The organism is Mesorhizobium sp. W067 (genome assembly GCF_054719525.1).
This window is the reverse complement of the sequence record NZ_JBTTII010000001.1, coordinates 2,847,445-2,863,986: the sequence shown is the minus strand read 5'-3', so window position 1 is coordinate 2,863,986 and position 16,542 is coordinate 2,847,445. Positions and strand designations below refer to the sequence as shown.

Annotated in this window: 13 protein-coding genes; 12 read left to right on the top strand and 1 reads right to left on the bottom strand. The window is 62.5% G+C overall.

The genetic code is table 11. The features are described 5' to 3' along the window. The first annotated feature begins 77 nt into the window (after positions 1–77). The 6 genes from ACYG97_RS14040 to ACYG97_RS14015 all read left to right on the top strand — a co-directional run bounded on the left by ACYG97_RS14040 (position 78) and on the right by ACYG97_RS14015 (position 6,418). Positions 78–812 carry a FadR/GntR family transcriptional regulator gene (locus ACYG97_RS14040; RefSeq protein WP_023668124.1) on the top strand — a complete coding sequence of 245 codons (735 nt, stop codon included), beginning with the start codon at positions 78–80 and terminating at the stop codon, positions 810–812. Next, the gene (locus ACYG97_RS14035; protein ID WP_023733169.1) at positions 809–2,005 is read left to right on the top strand and encodes a PLP-dependent transferase; all 1,197 of its coding nucleotides are present in this window, start codon (positions 809–811) and stop codon (positions 2,003–2,005) included. Before ACYG97_RS14040 ends, ACYG97_RS14035 begins: the two co-directional genes overlap by 4 nt. A gap of 26 nt (positions 2,006–2,031) precedes the next feature. Continuing rightward, positions 2,032–3,309 carry an ABC transporter substrate-binding protein gene (locus ACYG97_RS14030; protein ID WP_023733168.1) on the top strand — a complete coding sequence of 426 codons (1,278 nt, stop codon included), beginning with the start codon at positions 2,032–2,034 and terminating at the stop codon, positions 3,307–3,309. A gap of 266 nt (positions 3,310–3,575) precedes the next feature. Beyond that, a complete protein-coding gene (locus ACYG97_RS14025; RefSeq protein ID WP_023685296.1) occupies positions 3,576–4,499 on the top strand; it encodes a carbohydrate ABC transporter permease in 924 nt (307 codons plus the stop codon). After that, complete coding sequence (locus ACYG97_RS14020; RefSeq protein ID WP_023691354.1) at positions 4,499–5,347, top strand: carbohydrate ABC transporter permease; 849 nt, start codon at positions 4,499–4,501, stop codon at positions 5,345–5,347. The genes ACYG97_RS14025 and ACYG97_RS14020 overlap by 1 nt, the downstream gene beginning before the upstream one ends. Before the next feature lie 3 nt (positions 5,348–5,350). After that, positions 5,351–6,418 carry an ABC transporter ATP-binding protein gene (locus tag ACYG97_RS14015; protein WP_023733167.1) on the top strand — a complete coding sequence of 356 codons (1,068 nt, stop codon included), beginning with the start codon at positions 5,351–5,353 and terminating at the stop codon, positions 6,416–6,418. Positions 6,419–6,420: 2 nt separating this feature from the next. Here the strand turns inward: ACYG97_RS14015 and ACYG97_RS14010 are convergent, their stop codons facing one another. Further along, positions 6,421–7,263, bottom strand: coding sequence for an AraC family ligand binding domain-containing protein (locus ACYG97_RS14010; protein WP_081725414.1), 843 nt, complete (start codon positions 7,261–7,263; stop codon positions 6,421–6,423). A gap of 247 nt (positions 7,264–7,510) precedes the next feature. On the opposite strand from ACYG97_RS14010, the gene melA (ACYG97_RS14005) reads away from it, so the two are divergent. The 6 genes from melA (ACYG97_RS14005) (at position 7,511) to melA (ACYG97_RS13980) (ending at position 16,524) form a co-directional block, all read left to right on the top strand. Continuing rightward, on the top strand, positions 7,511–8,977 hold the full coding sequence (gene melA / locus ACYG97_RS14005) for an alpha-glucosidase/alpha-galactosidase (protein WP_023687911.1): 1,467 nt from the start codon (positions 7,511–7,513) through the stop codon (positions 8,975–8,977). Positions 8,978–9,074: 97 nt separating this feature from the next. Continuing rightward, on the top strand, positions 9,075–11,210 hold the full coding sequence (locus ACYG97_RS14000; protein WP_050587669.1) for an ABC transporter substrate-binding protein: 2,136 nt from the start codon (positions 9,075–9,077) through the stop codon (positions 11,208–11,210). 99 nt (positions 11,211–11,309) lie between these two features. Further along, positions 11,310–12,317, top strand: coding sequence for an ABC transporter permease (locus ACYG97_RS13995; RefSeq protein ID WP_023668135.1), 1,008 nt, complete (start codon positions 11,310–11,312; stop codon positions 12,315–12,317). Further along, positions 12,318–13,454 (top strand): ABC transporter permease, encoded by a 1,137-nt coding sequence (locus tag ACYG97_RS13990; RefSeq protein WP_023687914.1) that lies wholly within the window; start codon positions 12,318–12,320, stop codon positions 13,452–13,454. It begins immediately after the preceding gene. A 10-nt stretch (positions 13,455–13,464) separates the two neighbouring features. Further along, a complete protein-coding gene (locus ACYG97_RS13985; protein WP_023704663.1) occupies positions 13,465–15,132 on the top strand; it encodes an ABC transporter ATP-binding protein in 1,668 nt (555 codons plus the stop codon). 21 nt (positions 15,133–15,153) lie between these two features. Next, complete coding sequence (gene melA, locus ACYG97_RS13980; protein WP_023704664.1) at positions 15,154–16,524, top strand: alpha-glucosidase/alpha-galactosidase; 1,371 nt, start codon at positions 15,154–15,156, stop codon at positions 16,522–16,524. Positions 16,525–16,542 lie beyond the last annotated feature (18 nt).

Here is a 16,542-nt window from a genome sequence, read left to right as displayed (position 1 = left end):
GCGTTTCCACTGTTGACAGGTCCCTTCGTCTGTGCAGAAATTGGTTGGACCATTGAACCACTTCGGTAATAGCCCCGGTGACCGAATTCAGCCTTCCGCCGATCCAGACGACGGCCCGCGACGACGCGGTGCTGAAGGCGTTGGCCGGCTTCGTCATGCGCGAGAAGCTGGAACCCGGTGAGAGGCTGCCGACCGAACGCATCCTCGCTGAGCGTCTGAAGGTCAGCCGCAACACGGTGCGCGAGGCGCTGACGCGCTGGGAAGGGCTTGGCCTGGTCGAGCGCCGGCAGGGCTCGGGCACCTATCTCAAGGCCGCCGTCTCGCTCGACATGCTGCACATGCCGCTGACGCTTGCCGGCGGCAATGATTTCACCGGCCTGATGCGCACGCTGGAAATCCGCCGCGCGCTGGAAGCGGAAGCCGCCGCCCTTTGCGCCATTCGTGCCGACAAGGACGACCTCGCCGAGATCGAGCGCAAGCTCGACATCATGGAGGAAGAGTTTCTCAGCCGCGCCGGCATGTCGTCGGAAGAGGACTGGGAATTCCATCAGGCGATCTACCGCGCCTGCGGCAATCCGCTGTTCGAGCAGATTATCGCCGCCATGCACGAACTGTTCCACCGCTTCTGGGAACATCCGCTCGGCGTGCGCGATTTCGGCCACGCAAGCTTTCCCTACCACCGCACCATGTTCGACTGCATCGCCGCGCACGATCCGGAAGGCGCCCGGGCCGAAGCGCTGAAGCTGATCGCCACGGTCGAGGACGATTTGAAGCGCGGCGCCGCCAACCTCAAACTTTCGGTCCGCACATGAACGAGCACAGCTTCGACCCAGGCATTTCCGGCAGCGACTATCTCGCCGAGGCGGCGACGCTTCTGGCGCATGACGACCCGTTCCCCGGCAATGCGGTGGTGCCGCCGATCTACCAGACCTCGCTGTTCACCTTCGCCAGCTATGCCGACATGGTCGACACCTTTGCCGGGCGCAGGAAACAGCCGATCTATTCGCGCGGCGACAATCCGACGGTGATGGAATTCGAGTCGCGCGTCGCAGCGCTTGAAGGTGCTGAAGCCGCACGTGGTTTTTCGAGCGGCATGGCTGCGATCAGCGCGACGTTGCTGGCTTTCGTCGGCGCAGGCGAACGCATCCTTGCGGTGCGCAATTGCTATGGCGACGCCTACCGACTGTTCGAGCGGCTGTTTCCGCGCCTGCATATCAAGGTCGACTATGTCGACGGCTCCGATCCGGATGCGGTGGCCGCGGCACTTCCCGGTGCGAAACTGCTCTACCTGGAAAGCCCGACCTCGATGATGTTCGAGCTGCAGGATCTCGAACATCTGACGCGGCTGGCGAAAGAGCAGGGCATCGTCACCACAATCGACAATTCCTGGGCGACGCCGGTGTTCCAGAAGCCGATCCTGCACGGCGTCGATCTGGTGCTGCACTCGGCCTCGAAATATCTCGGCGGCCACAGCGATACCGTCGCCGGTGTGGTGGCGGGCTCGGCCGCCCATATCAAGCACATCAACGACCAGACCTACTCGCAGCTTGGCGCAAAGCTGTCGCCCTTCGAGGGCTGGCTGCTGTTGCGCGGCCTGCGCACGCTGCCGCTGAGACTGCCGCATCACATGAAGAGCGGGCTCATCATCGCCGAGCGCTTGAAGGCGCATGACAAGGTCGAGCGGGTCAATCATCCCGCCTATTCCAACCATCCCGGCAAGAAGACGCTTGCCGGCTATGCCGGGCTGTTCTCCTTCGAGGTGACGGAGGATGTCGACATTCCCGCTTTCGTCGATGCGCTGAAATTTTTCCGCATCGGCGTCAGCTGGGGCGGTCATGAAAGCCTCGTCGTGCCGGCAAAGGCCTCGCTCGAGCAGACACCGGGTCTCAATTCGATGGCGCGCTTCGGCGTCAGCCCCCGAACCATCCGCTTCAATGTCGGATTGGAAAGCGTCGAAGACCTCTGGGCCGACATCGGCCAGGCCTTCGACAAAGCAAAAAAATGACTGGGTTCAAAATGGGAGTTCTGAACATGAAACGACTGAGCATCATGCTTGCCACCGCTGCCGGCCTGGCGATGTCCGCCAGCGGCGCATTGGCCGACACCACCCTCAAGCTGGTCGAGGTCATCACCAGCCCGCAGCGCACCGAATTCCTGAAGAAGCAGATCGCCGAGTTCGAGGCCGCCAATGCCGGCGTCAAGGTCGAGGTGGTCTCGCTGCCCTGGGGCCAGGCGTTCGAGAAATTCCTGAACATGGTGCAGGCCGGCGATACGCCCGACATCGTCGAGATGCCGGAGCGCTGGATGGGCCTCTACGCCACCAACGGCCAGCTCGAGGATCTCGGTCCCTACATGGCCAAATGGGATGATGCCAAAACGCTCGGCGACCGCGCCAAGCAGTTCGGCTCGACCGTCAACAACACCCAGTTCATGATCCCGTACGGCTACTATGTGAATGCGCTGTTCTGGAACAAGAAGCTGTTCAAGGAAGCCGGTCTCGACGGTCCGCCGGCGACGCTCGACGACTTCATCGCCGACTCCAAGAAGATCTCGGCCATTCCAGGCAAGTACGGCTATTGCTTGCGCGGTGGGCCGGGCGCCTTCAACGGCATGCACATGTTCATGAACATCGCCGCCGGCAAGGGCGGCTACTTCAACGAGGACGGCACCTCGACCATCAACGAGGAGGGCTCGGTCAAGGGCCTGCAGATGCTGGCCGACATGTACAAGGACGGGCTGGCGCCCAAGGATGCGGTGAGCTGGGGCTTTAACGAGACCGTCACCGGCTTCTATTCCGGCACCTGCGCCATGCTCAACCAGGATCCGGATGCGCTGATCGGCATTGCCGACAAGATGAGTGCCGACGATTTTGCCGTGGCGCCGCTGCCTGTGGGGCCAAGCGGCAAATCCTATCCGACGCTGGGCTATGCCGGCTGGGCGATGTTCGCCAATTCGCAGCACAAGGACGATGCTTGGAAGCTGATGGCGACGCTGTTGTCGCCCAAGGACAATCTCGAATGGGCCAAGGAAGTCGGCGTCGTGCCGATCCACAATGGCGCCGACCAGGATGCCCACTTCAAGACCGAGCAGTTCAAAGGCTGGTTCACCGAACTCAGCGACACTTCCAAATATGAAATGGTGACGCCGCCGACACATCTGGAGAACCTCGGCAATTTCGTCGACCAGGTGGCGATCAAGAATTTCCAGGAAGTGCTGCTCGGCCAGAAGTCGGCCAAGGACGTTGCCGATCAATGGGCCGCGTTCCTGACCAAGGAACAGCAGGACTGGCTGGCCAAGAACAAGAAGTAGTTCTTCCACCTTCTCCCCGTTTACGGGGAGAAGGTGGCCCGAATGCATGTCGCCCAAAAGTGCGTAGCGGTTTTGGGACAACGACATGCATAGACAGGCCCGGATGAGGGGCAGCGCGAGCACCCCAAGGCTGGCGCCGCCCCTCATCTGCCTGCCCGTCCTCCGCAGCAGCTGCGCTGCAGAGGGTGGACCGGCATCTTTCTCGTGAGCGGGTAGGACGCTTGTCGCCAATCCCGGCGCTCCTCCAGGAGACGATTTAGCACCCAATGACCTACGCCGTGTCCGAAATACGATCCGCCGGCCGGCCGCGAAAGAAGCGGCTGACGCATGCAGCAATCGAGCCCTGGCTTTATCTTTCGCCGGCGATCGTTCTGCTGGTCGTGGTGCTGCTGGTGCCGCTGATCATCGGCATCAGCTATTCGTTCCGGAAGTTCTCCGCCTTCAAATCCGAATATGTCGGTCTAGGCCAGTATCAGGCGATGCTGACCGACCAGGTGCTGGGGCAGGCGCTGGTCAACACGCTGTGGTGGACCGTCGCCAGCCTGTTCTTCCAGTTCTTCCTCGGCCTGGGTCTGGCGTTGCTGCTCGACAAACCGTTTGTCGGGCGCAAGTTCGTGCAGGCGGTGGTGTTCCTGCCCTGGGCGGTGCCATCTTTCCTGTCGGGCCTGACCTGGGCGTGGCTGTTCAATCCGATCATCGGACCACTGCCGCATTGGCTCTTCACGCTCGGGCTGAAGGCCGAGCCGACCAATGTGCTGTCCGATCCGGCCACCGCCATGTGGGGGCCGATCATCGCCAACATCTGGTTCGGCATTCCGTTCTTCGCCATCACTCTGCTGGCGGCGCTGAAGTCGATCCCGTCGGAACTGCATGAGGCGGCCGCAATCGACGGCGCTTCGCCCTGGCAGCGCTTCACCAAGGTGACGCTGCCGTTCCTGGCGCCGACCATCGTCATCACCGTCATGCTGCGTACGATCTGGATCGCCACCTTCGCCGATCTGATCTTTGTCATGACCGAGGGCGGGCCGGCAGGCTCGACCAGCACGGTGCCGGTCTACATCTATGTCAGTGCCTTCAAGTCGCTGGACAAGGGCTATGCCTCCGCGGTGGCGGTGCTGCTACTGGTACTGCTCATCGCCTATGCGATCGCGCTGATCGCCATCCGCCGGTTGCTGGTGAGGCACGTCTGATGATTGCCGGACGCTCTACCTCCTCGCGCATCTTCAGCGGCGTCGGCCTCTACGCGGCGATTGCCGCCTATATGATCTTCGCCCTGTTCCCGATCTTCTGGACGCTGAAGATTTCGGTGACGCCGGAGCGGCTGCTCTATTCCGAGGGCATCACGCTGTGGCCGTCGCAGACGACCTTCCGCAACTTCATCACTGTCCTGGAAGCCTCTGATTTCCCCCGCTATTTCCTCAACAGCGTCATCGTCTCGGTGTCGACCGCGGCGCTCGTCACGGTCATCGCCACCCTCGCCGGCTACGCCATGTCGCGCTTCACCTTTCGCGGCAAGGCGACACTGGCGATCATGCTTTTGCTGACGCAAACCTTCCCGCTGGTGATGGTCATTCCGCCGATCTACCGCGTCATGGGCGAGCTTGGCCTGACCAACAGCCTGGTCGGTCTGATCATCATCTACACGGCCTTCAACACCGCCTTCGCCACCTTCCTGATGCAGTCCTTCTTCGACGGCATTCCGAAGGATCTGGAGGAAGCGGCGATGATCGACGGCTGCACGCGGGCGCAGGCGATGCGCAAGGTGATCGTGCCGCTGACCTTGCCCGGCATGGGCGCCACGCTTGGCTTCGTCTTCACCGCCGCCTGGAGCGAATTGCTGTTCGCGCTGATGCTCATTTCCAGCGACGACCAGAAGACGTTTGCCGTCGGCCTGCTCACCTATATCGGCAAGTTCGCCGTCGACTGGGGGCAGATGATGGCGGCGTCGATCCTGGCGCTGATCCCGGTCTGCATCTTCTTCGCCTTCCTGCAACGCTATCTCGTCACCGGCCTCACCGCCGGCGCGGTCAAAGGATAATCGATGGCTTCCGTCACGCTGCAAAACGTCGAGAAGGACTACGGTTCGCTGCGCATCCTGCACGGCGTCGACCTCGAAATCGCCGATGGCGAGTTCGTCGTGCTGGTCGGCCCGTCCGGCTGCGGCAAGTCGACCCTTTTGCGCATGATTGCCGGGCTGGAGGAAGTGTCGGGCGGCGAGATCCATATCGGCGATCGGCTGGTCAACGATGTCGCGCCGAAGGACCGCGATATTGCCATGGTGTTCCAGTCCTACGCGCTCTATCCGCACATGGACGTGTCGTCGAACATGGGCTTCAGCCTGCTTTTAAAGAAGGCGGAGAAGACGACGATCGACGGCAGGGTAGGGGCGGCGGCCAAGCGCCTCGGCCTCGACAGTTTCCTCGGACGTCTGCCCAGGCAACTGTCCGGCGGCCAGCGCCAGCGCGTCGCCATGGGCCGCGCCATCGTGCGCGATCCCAAAGTGTTCCTGTTCGACGAACCGCTCAGCAATCTCGACGCCAAATTGCGCGTCCATATGCGCGCCGAGATCAAGGCGCTGCACCAGCAGCTCAAGACCACATCGGTCTATGTCACCCACGACCAGGTCGAAGCCATGACTATGGCCGACCGCATCGTCGTCATGCATGACGGTTACGTCCAGCAGGTCGGCCATCCGCTCGAACTCTACGATCGGCCGATCAACACTTTTGTGGCCGGCTTCATCGGCTCGCCCGGCATGAATTTCTTTCCAGCGACAGTCGCCAAGGGCGGCAAGGTGGATGCGGTGCTGGCCGACGGCCAGAAGCTCAGATTGCCTGATGGCTTGCCATCGAAGGATGGCGATGTGCTCACCGTCGGGCTACGGCCGGAGCACATCCAGCTTGCCGACGATGGTCCGCTCAAGGCAGAAGTCGAGGTGGTCGAGCCGCTCGGCCTGTCGACGCAGTTCTATGTCCGGCTCGCCAACCAGCTGGTTTGTGTCTTCGTCATGGGACGCAGCACTATCCGACCGCGCGATACGGTGCGGCTGTCTGCCGATCCGGCGGCGCTGCATCTATTCGATCCCGCAAGCGGCAACCGCATCGGGTAATCCTATCGAAGGCTGCCCAGGCTGGCATACATGCCGGTGGTACGGAACTGCGTCGGGTTGATGCCGTAGAGCCGGCGGAAGACTTTCGAGAAATAGTTGGCGTCCTCGAAGCCGCACAGGATGGCGACCTCCTTGACCGGCAGGAAATCGGCTTTGGTTAGCAGCTTCGCCGCCCGCTGCAGCCGCTGCTGCAGCACGAACTCGGCCGGCGGAACGCCTTCGCTCTCGGCGAAGCAGCGCGAGAAATGGGCGCGGCTGAGGCCGCTGATCTGGACGAGCTCGGCCACGGGCAAGGGCTTGTCGAGATTGGCGTTGATATGATCGATGACCGGCTGCATGACGCTCTGTTTCTCAGTGAAGGCGTGCGAGCCGAAGACATCGTCGTAAAGCGCCATCGCCGCCTCATAGGCGATTGCCGAAGCAGCGCCAGGCGAAGCGCCACCCTTGATCAGGCGCAGGCTGCAATCGGCGAGATGATCGATCGTCTCCGGCTGCAGCCGAAACACCGGGCCGGAGACGCTGAGTATGGATTTGTGGACGCGCAGCGCCTCCTCGCCATTCATCGAGATCCAGAAATATTCCCAGCGGTCGCCCTTCTCCAGCCAGTAGCGATGGTTGTGTGGCACCAGCACCAGCAGCGTGTCGTTGGCCTGCAGGCGGTAGTTGCGGTTCTCGTAGCGCAGCTGGCCGGTGCCGCTGATCGTGTGCTGCAGCACGGTGAACGGTGTCTGGCCGCGCTTGCGCCCATCCCAGTCATAGGTCACGCCCTCGCGTACTTCATAGCCGGTGCTGGTTGGCATGGCATGCAGGCGCTGGCGGCCGCGCGGCAGCGAGATGGTGCGCATCAACTGTCCGTTGGCGATCAGATCATGCAGCACAAAATTACCCTCGAAAGCATAATCGTTCTCTGGCCGCGCCCTGGAATAACGGCATAATCCAAATCCTGAGAACGCGAAAGACCCGCGGTCGAGGAGCGGGCGGGGAGGAGAACGAGCCGGAATTCCGGCTCGAATGGCATGCGCGCCGAGGCGAGCCGCCATTCCCTTTCCTGTTGCTCCTTACCCGGCATTTCGAATGCATCGAGGTGAGGTGATGAGTTTCAAAATCGCTATTATCGGCGCCGGCAGCGTCGGCTTCACCAAGAAGCTGTTCACCGATATTTTGTGCGTCCCGGAATTCAGCGACATCGAATTCGCGCTGACCGATCTCAGCGAACACAATCTGCAAATGATCAAGGCGATCCTCGACCGCATCGTCGAGGCCAACAAGCTGCCGACCAGGGTGACGGCGACGACCGACCGCCGCAAGGCGCTGGAAGGCGCGCGCTACGTCATCAGCTGCGTCCGGGTGGGCGGGCTCGAAGCCTATGCCGACGATATCCGCATTCCCTTGAAATACGGCATCGACCAGTGCGTCGGTGACACGATTTGCGCCGGGGGCATCCTCTACGGCCAGCGCAACATCCCGGTCATCCTCGACTTCTGCAAGGATATATTGGAGGTCGCCGAGCCAGGCGCCAAATTCCTCAACTATGCCAACCCGATGGCGATGAACACCTGGGCGGCGATCGAATATGGCAAGGTCGATACGGTCGGCCTCTGCCACGGTGTCCAGCACGGCGCCGAACAGATCGCCGAAGTGCTCGGCGCCAAGTCGCACAGCGAACTCGATTATGTCTGCTCCGGTATCAACCACCAGACCTGGTTCATCGATTTGCGGCTCAACGGCCGCAAGATCGGCAAGGACGAACTGGTGGCTGCCTTCGAGGCGCATCCGGTCTATTCGCAGCAGGAAAAGCTGCGCATCGACGTGCTGAAGCGCTTCGGCGTCTACTCCACCGAAAGCAACGGTCATCTCTCCGAATATCTGCCCTGGTATCGCAAGCGGCCGGACGAAATCACCCGCTGGATCGACATGTCCGATTGGATCCATGGCGAGACCGGCGGCTATCTTCGCTACTCCACGGAAACCCGCAACTGGTTCGAGACGGAATATCCGCAATTCCTCGAAGCGGCGTCGAAGCCGCTCGACGTATCGAAGCGCTCGAACGAGCATGCCAGCCATATTCTCGAAGCGCTGGAGACGAACCGCGTCTATCGCGGCCACTTCAACGTCAAGAACACCGGCATCATCACCAATCTGCCGCAGGACGCGATCATCGAATCGCCCGGTTTCGTCGATCGCTTCGGCATCAACATGGCGTCAGGCATCACGCTGCCGGAAGCCTGCGCGGCCACCTGCATGGCTTCGATCAACGTTCAGCGCATGTCGGTGCATGCGGCTGTTACGGGCGACATTGACCTGCTCAAGCTCGCGGTGCTGCACGATCCGCTGGTGGGTGCGGTGTCGACGCCGGAAGAGGTCTGGCAGATGGTCGACGAGATGGTCGTCGCCCAGGCGCGTTGGCTGCCGCAATACGCCGATGCCGTGCCGGCCGCCAAGGAGCGGCTTTCGAAATCGATGGTGAAAACCCGCGACTGGGCGGGTGCGGCGCGGCGCAAAGTGCGCTCGATCGAGGAACTGCGCGCCGAAAAAACGGCCCTGAAACAGGCCGGCTGAGAATGCTGGCAGGCGGACAGCGGGAGGCCGGTTCGCCAATCAGCCGTCATGAATAGATGCGGCAGCAGCAGACGTCGAAACATCTGGGAGGAACACAATGAGGAACTTTCGTGGAATTGGCATTCTCGCCGGTCGAAGAATTGGCATTCTCGCCGGGCGAAGAATTGGCATTCTCGCCGGGCTGGCGCTGAGCGTCTCGGCATCGGCGCTTGGCAGTGCATACGCGTCCGAGCCGACCACGCCGCCGGCGCCGGCGGCGTTTCCCGCCGAGGGCAAGATCAAATACGTCGCCCGCGATTCCATCCTGGAGTTCAAGGCGCTGCCCGAATATCACGAGCCCGAGTGGGTCACCGAGAAATACGTCAAGACTGGCAAGCTGCCGCCGGTCAAGGATCGCCTGCCGAAGGAGCCGCTGGTGTTCAAGACCGGCAACATGCCGGACGGCATCGGCGTTTATGGCGACACCATGCGCCACGTCATTGGCGGCCGGCCGGAAGGCTGGAATTATGGCGCCGGGCAGACCCAAGGATGGGGCGGCATCGACATCGGCCTTTCGGAATGCCTGACGCGCACCGCGCCTTTGTTCCAGGTCGAGGCCAAGGACACCGAGCCGCTGCCCAACCTCGCCAGGAGCTGGGACTGGTCGAAGGATGGCCACACGCTGACCATGCACCTGGTCGAAGGCGCCAAATGGTCTGACGGCGTTGCCTTCAATGCCGACGATGTCATGTTCTACTGGGACGATGAGGTCGTCGACCCCAATGTCTCGCCGTTGAACGGCGCCACAGCGGAAACCTTCGGTGTCGGCACGACGCTGAAGAAGGTCGACGACTACACCGTCGAGTGGACCTTCAAGGACGCCTTCCCCAAACAGTATCTCTACGCCATGGCCTATGGCACCTTCTGCCCCGGCCCGGCGCATGTCCTCAAGCCGCAGCATCCGAAGTACTCGAAGAATACCTACGAGCAGTTCAAGAACGCGTTCCCGCCGGAATATATGAACATTCCGGTGATGGGCGCCTGGGTGCCGGTGGAATATAGGCCCGACGACATCATCGTCTTGCGTCGCAATCCCTACTACTGGAAGGTCGACGAGAAGGGCAACCAGCTGCCCTATCTCAACGAACTGCACTACAAGCTGTCGACCTGGGCCGACCGCGACGTGCAGGCGGTGGCAGGGGCCGCCGACTTCTCCAACCTCGAGCAGCCGGAGAATTTCGTCGCTTCGCTGAAGCGAGCGGCGGACAAGGACGCGCCGGCCCGGCTCGCCTTTGGCCCGCGCCTGATCGGCTACAATCTGCGCATGAACTTTTCCGCCAATGGCTGGGGCAATCCCGACGAACGCGGCCAGGCGATCCGCGAGCTCAACCGCAATGAGGACTTCCGCAAGGGCATCACCATGGCGCTCGACCGCAAGGCGCTCGGCGACTCGCTGGTCAAGGGGCCGTTCACCGCCATCTACCCCGGTGGCTTTTCCTCGGGCACCAGCTTCTATGACCGCAACTCGACCGTCTACTATCCCTTCGACATCGAGGGCGCCAAGGCGGAACTGGCCAAGGCTGGTCTCAAGGATACGGATGGCGACGGCTTCGTGAACTTCCCGGCCGGGACCGCCGGCGGCAAGAATGTCGAGATCGTGATGCTGGTCAACAATGACTACGGCACCGACAAGAGCCTCGCCGAAGGCGTCGTCGGCCAGATGGAAAAGCTTGGCATCAGGGTCGTGCTCAACGGCCTCAACGGCACCCAGCGTGATGCCTCGCAATATTCCGGCCGCTTCGACTGGCTGATCAGGCGCAACGAGCAGGAGCTGACTTCCGTCGTGCAGAATACCGTGCAACTCGCGCCCGTCGGACCCAAGACCAGCTGGGATCACCGCGCGCCCGAAAGCGGCGTGGTCGACCTGATGCCGTTCGAAAAGGAGCTTGTCGACATCGTCAACAAGTTCGTCTCCTCGTCAGACAATGACGAGCGCGCCAGCCTGATGAAGACGTTCCAGAAGATCTCGACGGAGCATGTCTACAATATTGGACTGACCGAATATCCCGGCGCCCTGATCATCAACAAGCGCTTCTCCAACATCCCGCAGGGAACGCCGATCTTCATGTTCAACTGGGCCGAGGATTCGATCGTGCGCGAACGCGTCTTCGTCGCCGCCGACAAGCAGCAGAAATACGAACTCTTTCCCGACCAGCTTCCCGGCAAGCCCGGCGACAAGGGTCCGACGAACTGAGTTTCCTCCCCTGGCTGACGCCCGGCCGCGCTGCGCGCGCGGCCGGGACGGAGTAAGGTCAGCGGCAACAGATTAGATCCAAGGAGGAGAAACGGTCCGATGCTGCGATTCCTGGCCATGCGCATAGCATCGGCGGTGCCGGTCATGGTCATCCTGAGCCTGGTCACCTTTGCCATCATCCAGGCGCCGCCGGGCGACTATGCCGACTATATCCGTTCGCAGCTCATCAACCAGGGCGGGGCGTCTTTTGCCGAAGCCGACGCGCAGGCGCAGGCCTATCGGGTCGAGCACGGCCTCGATAAACCGCTGCCCGTCCAGTACCTGAACTGGGTCGCCGGCATCATCACCCGCGGCGATTTCGGCTACAGCCTCTATTACAACAAGCCGGTCGCCGCAGTGGTCGGCGAGCGGCTGCCGCGCACGCTGCTGCTGGCATTGGTCTGCCATCTGCTGGCGTCGGTGCTCGGCATCACCTTCGGCATCTGGGCGGCGACCAGGCAATACACATGGATCGACTCGGTGCTGTCGGCCATCTCCTTCCTCGGCATGACGGTGCCGCGCTTCCTGATGGCGCTGATCATCGTCTATCTCCTGGTCTTCCAGTTCAACGTGTCGGAGATCGGCAGCTTCTTCTCGCCGCAATATGGCGGCGCGCCGTGGTCGTGGGCGAAATTCGCCGACCTCGTCAAGCATGTCTGGCCGGTGGTGGCGATCGCCACCTTCGGCGGGCTCGCCTACAATATGCGCGTCATGCGCGGCAATCTGCTCGATACGCTGAACGCGCAATATGTCGAGACGGCCAAGGCCAAGGGCCTGACCGGCAGCGCCGTCGTCATGCGCCATGCCGTGCCCAACGCACTGCACCCGCTCATCATGTATCAGGGCGTGGTGCTGCCCTACATGCTGACCGGCGAGATCGAGACGGCGATCATCTTTGCGCTGCCGACGGTCGGGCCCGCCATCGTCGGCTCGATGGCGGTCGGCGACGTTTATGTCACGGCGACCTTCATGATGGTGCTGTCGGCAACGCTGATCGTCGGCAACATCATCGCCGACATGCTGCTCGCGCTGCTCGATCCGCGCGTACGCCAGTTCAGGGAGAGCTAGATGCTGGCGCGTGACCCATCCCCGCCGCCGCCCCCGGCTGAAGCAACCGCGATTGCGACCCCACGCGGCAATGAGAGCTATATGGCGCTGGTCTGGCGCCGGCTGAGGCGCTCCTGGACCGGCATGGCCGGGCTGATCCTTGTCGTGCTTCTGGTGCTGATGGCGCTGTTTGCCGATTTCTTCGCGCCGATGGACCCCAAGGTGACCGATGTCGCTTTCGCCCCGCCGCAAGTGATGAGTTTTCACGACAGAGACGGGAATTTCGTGCTCCAGCCGCGGGTCTATGCGCTGGCGGATTCTGCAGACCTCGACCCGGTCACCTTCCAGCCGGTCGTCGGGCCGGATTACGAGCATCCGCGCCTGCTCGGCTTCTTCGTCAAGGGCGCCGACTACCGGCTGCTTGGCCTGATCCCCGCCAACCGGCATTTCTTCGCTTCGGCCGACGGCCAGCCGGTGCATTTTCTCGGCACCGACAAATTCGGCCGCGATGTGTTGTCGCGCGCCATCCAGGGCTCGCGCGTCTCGCTGATGATCGCGCTGACGGTGGTGTTCATCATCACCGTCATCGGCACCACAGTCGGCATGGTCTCGGGCTATTTCGGCGGCCGCTTCGACGTCTGGATGCAGCGCTTTGTCGAGCTGGTGCTCGCCTTCCCGCAATTGCCGCTCTATCTTGCGCTGACGACGCTGATCCCGGTGACCGCGCCGACCAACGTCTTCCTCGCCTTCGTCATCATCGTCATGTCGGCGCTGGGCTGGGCGCAGATGTCGCGCGAGGTGCGCGGCAAGACGCTGGCGCTGGCGCGGATCGACTATGTGCGAGCTGCCATGGCGGTTGGCGCCACCGACATGCGTATCATCATGCAGCACATTTTCCCCAATGTGATGAGCCACGTCATCGTCGCCGTGACGATCGCGATCCCGACGGTGGTACTGCTCGAAGCCTTTCTCGGCTTCCTCGGCTTCGCCGTGAAACCGCCGCTGATCTCATGGGGGCTGATGCTGCAGGACACGGCTACCTATTCGGTCATCGGCACCTATCCGTGGATCCTGTCGCCGGTCGGCTTCGTGCTGATCACCGTCTTTGCCTTCAACGCGCTGGGCGACGGCCTGCGCGATGCCGTCGATCCCTATTGAGGTGGCCGGGATGACCGTAGCGCTCGCAGCCACCTTCGCACCAGCCGTCCGGCTCGACCATGCCGGCCGCCACGACCAACCCATCATCGATGCCCGCAACATCGAGGTCGCCTTCAAGGTCGAGCACGGCGTCGTCGACGCGGTGAAGGATGTCTCGTTCCAGCTCTATCGCGGGGAGACGATCGCCATCGTCGGCGAGTCCGGTTCCGGCAAGTCGGTGACGGCGCGCGCCGTCATGGGGCTCTTGTCAAAGCGGGCCACCGTGTCGCCGAAATCCACCATCGACTATTGCGGGCAGGACATACTGAAATTCCCCGAGAGCGCCCGGCGCAAGTTGCGCGGCAATCGCATCTCGATGATCTTCCAGGAGCCGATGAGCTCGCTCAACCCGATCTATACGGTCGGCAGTCAGATCGTCGAGGCGATCAGAGTGCATCGAAAGGTCAGCCGCAAGCAAGCCTGGGCGCGGGCGCTCGAGCTTTTGCGGCATGTCCAGATCCCCGAGCCGGAAGCGCGCATCAAGCAGTATCCGCACCAGATGTCGGGCGGGCAGCGCCAGCGCGTGATGATCGCCATGGCGCTCGCCAACGACCCCGATGTGCTGATCGCCGACGAGCCGACGACAGCGCTCGACGTCACGGTCCAGGCGCAGATCCTCAATTTGATCCGCAATCTGCAAAAAGAACTCAGGATGGCGGTCATCCTGATCACCCACGACCTCACCGTGGTGCGGAAATTCTCGGACTATGTCTATGTCATGCAGCATGGCGAGATGTGCGAGCACAACGTTACCGAGCGGCTGTTCGCCGACCCGCAGCATGCCTATACCAAGCGGCTGCTCGCTTCAGAGCCGCACGGCAAGCCGCAGCCGCTGCCGGAAAACAGCGGCACCATCCTCGAGGCCCGCAATATGCGCGTCTGCTTCATGCTGCGCCATGGCAGCTTCCTGAAGCCGGACTGGCGCGAGCTGGTCGCCGTCGACGATCTCGGCCTGAAGCTTTGCCGCCACGAGACACTGGGGCTGGTCGGCGAATCCGGCTCCGGCAAGACCACGTTCGGTCTCGCCTTGCTCAAGCTCACCGAGGCCAAGCGCGGCGAGGTCAGCTTCGACGGCCAGCCGATCCACGGCCTGTCGCGCGCCGGGATGCGGCCGCTGCGCTCGCGCATGCAGGTCGTTTTTCAGGATCCGTTCTCGTCGCTTAACCCGCGTATGACGATCGGCCAGATCATCGAGGAAGGGCTGGTCGTCAACAGGATCGGCGCGACACGGCGCGAGAGGGTCGGTCGGGTGCGCGACGCCCTGGTCAGCGCCGGCATGCCCGGCGATATCCTGTCGCGGTTCCCGCACGAATTTTCCGGCGGCCAGCGGCAGCGCATCGCCATTGCCCGAGCCATCGCGCTGGAGCCCGAATTCATCCTGCTCGACGAACCGACATCGGCGCTCGACCTTTCGGTGCAGGCGCAGATCATCGACCTGTTGCGCAAGCTGCAGGACGAACGCGGCCTTAGCTATCTCTTCATTTCGCACGACCTCAAGGTCGTGCGCGCGCTCTGCCACCGTGTCATCGTCATGCAGAACGGCAAGATCGTCGAACAGGGGACTGTCGACGAGGTCCTCACCCATCCCAAGACCGCCTACACCGAACGGCTCGTCAGGGCCGCCTTCGACGTGGCGTAGCAAAGTGCCGGAGGTTTAATAGTGGCAAGACATCCCAGGATCACCTTCATTGGCGCGGGTTCGACCGTGTTCATGAAGAACATTGTCGGCGACGTGCTGCAGCGCCCATCGCTGTCAGGCGCGACGATCGCGCTGATGGACATCAATCCGCAGCGGCTGGAAGAGAGCGCCATCGTCGTCAACAAGCTGATCGCGACGCTGGGCGTGAAGGCGAAGGCCGAGACCTATTCCGACCAGCGCAAGGCGCTCGCCGGTGCCGACTTCGTGGTCGTCGCCTTCCAGATCGGCGGCTTTGAGCCCTGCACCGTCACCGATTTCGAGGTGCCGAAGAAATACGGCCTGCGCCAGACCATTGCCGACACGCTCGGCGTCGGCGGCATCATGCGCGGCCTCCGGACCGTGCCGCATCTGTGGAAGATCTGCGAGGACATGCTGGCCGTCTGCCCCGACGCGATCATGCTGCAATACGTCAACCCGATGGCGATCAACACCTGGGCGATCTCAGAGAAATACCCTGAGATCAAACAGGTAGGCCTCTGCCACTCGGTGCAGGGCACGGCGATGGAACTGGCGCACGATCTCGACATTCCCTACGACGAGATACGCTACCGCTCGGCCGGCATCAACCACATGGCCTTCTACCTGAAGTTCGAGCACCGGCAGCCGGATGGCTCTTACCGCAACCTCTATCCGGACCTGGTCCGCGCCTATCGCGAAGGCAGGGCGCCGAAGCCGGGCTGGAACCCGCGCTGCCCCAACAAGGTGCGCTACGAGATGCTCACGCGGCTCGGCTATTTCGTCACCGAAAGCTCCGAGCATTTCGCCGAATACACGCCCTATTTCATCAAGGAAGGCCGCCCCGACCTGATCGACAAGTTCGGCATTCCGCTCGACGAATATCCCAAGCGCTGCATCGAACAGATCGAGCGCTGGAAGGGCCAGGCCGAGGCCTATCGCTCGGCCGACCGCATCGAGGTCGAGCAATCGAAGGAATACGCGTCCTCGATCATGAACTCGGTGTGGACCGGGGAGCCTTCGGTGATCTACGGCAATGTCCGCAACAATGGCTGCATCACCTCGCTGCCGGACAATTGCGCCGCCGAGGTGCCGTGCCTGGTCGACGGCTCCGGCATCCAGCCGACCTATATTGGCGAGCTGCCGCCGCAACTCACCGCGTTGATACGCACCAACATCAATGTGCAGGAATTGACGGTGCAGGCGCTGATGACCGAAAACCGCGAGCACATCTACCACGCGGCGATGATGGATCCGCATACGGCCGCCGAACTCGATCTCGACCAGATCTGGGCGCTGGTCGATGAGTTGCTGGCGACACATGGCGACTGGCTGCCGGCCTGGGCGCGTGGGAGCGCCAAGGTCCGGGCCGCCTGAGCGCTGCTGCGGCGGTAT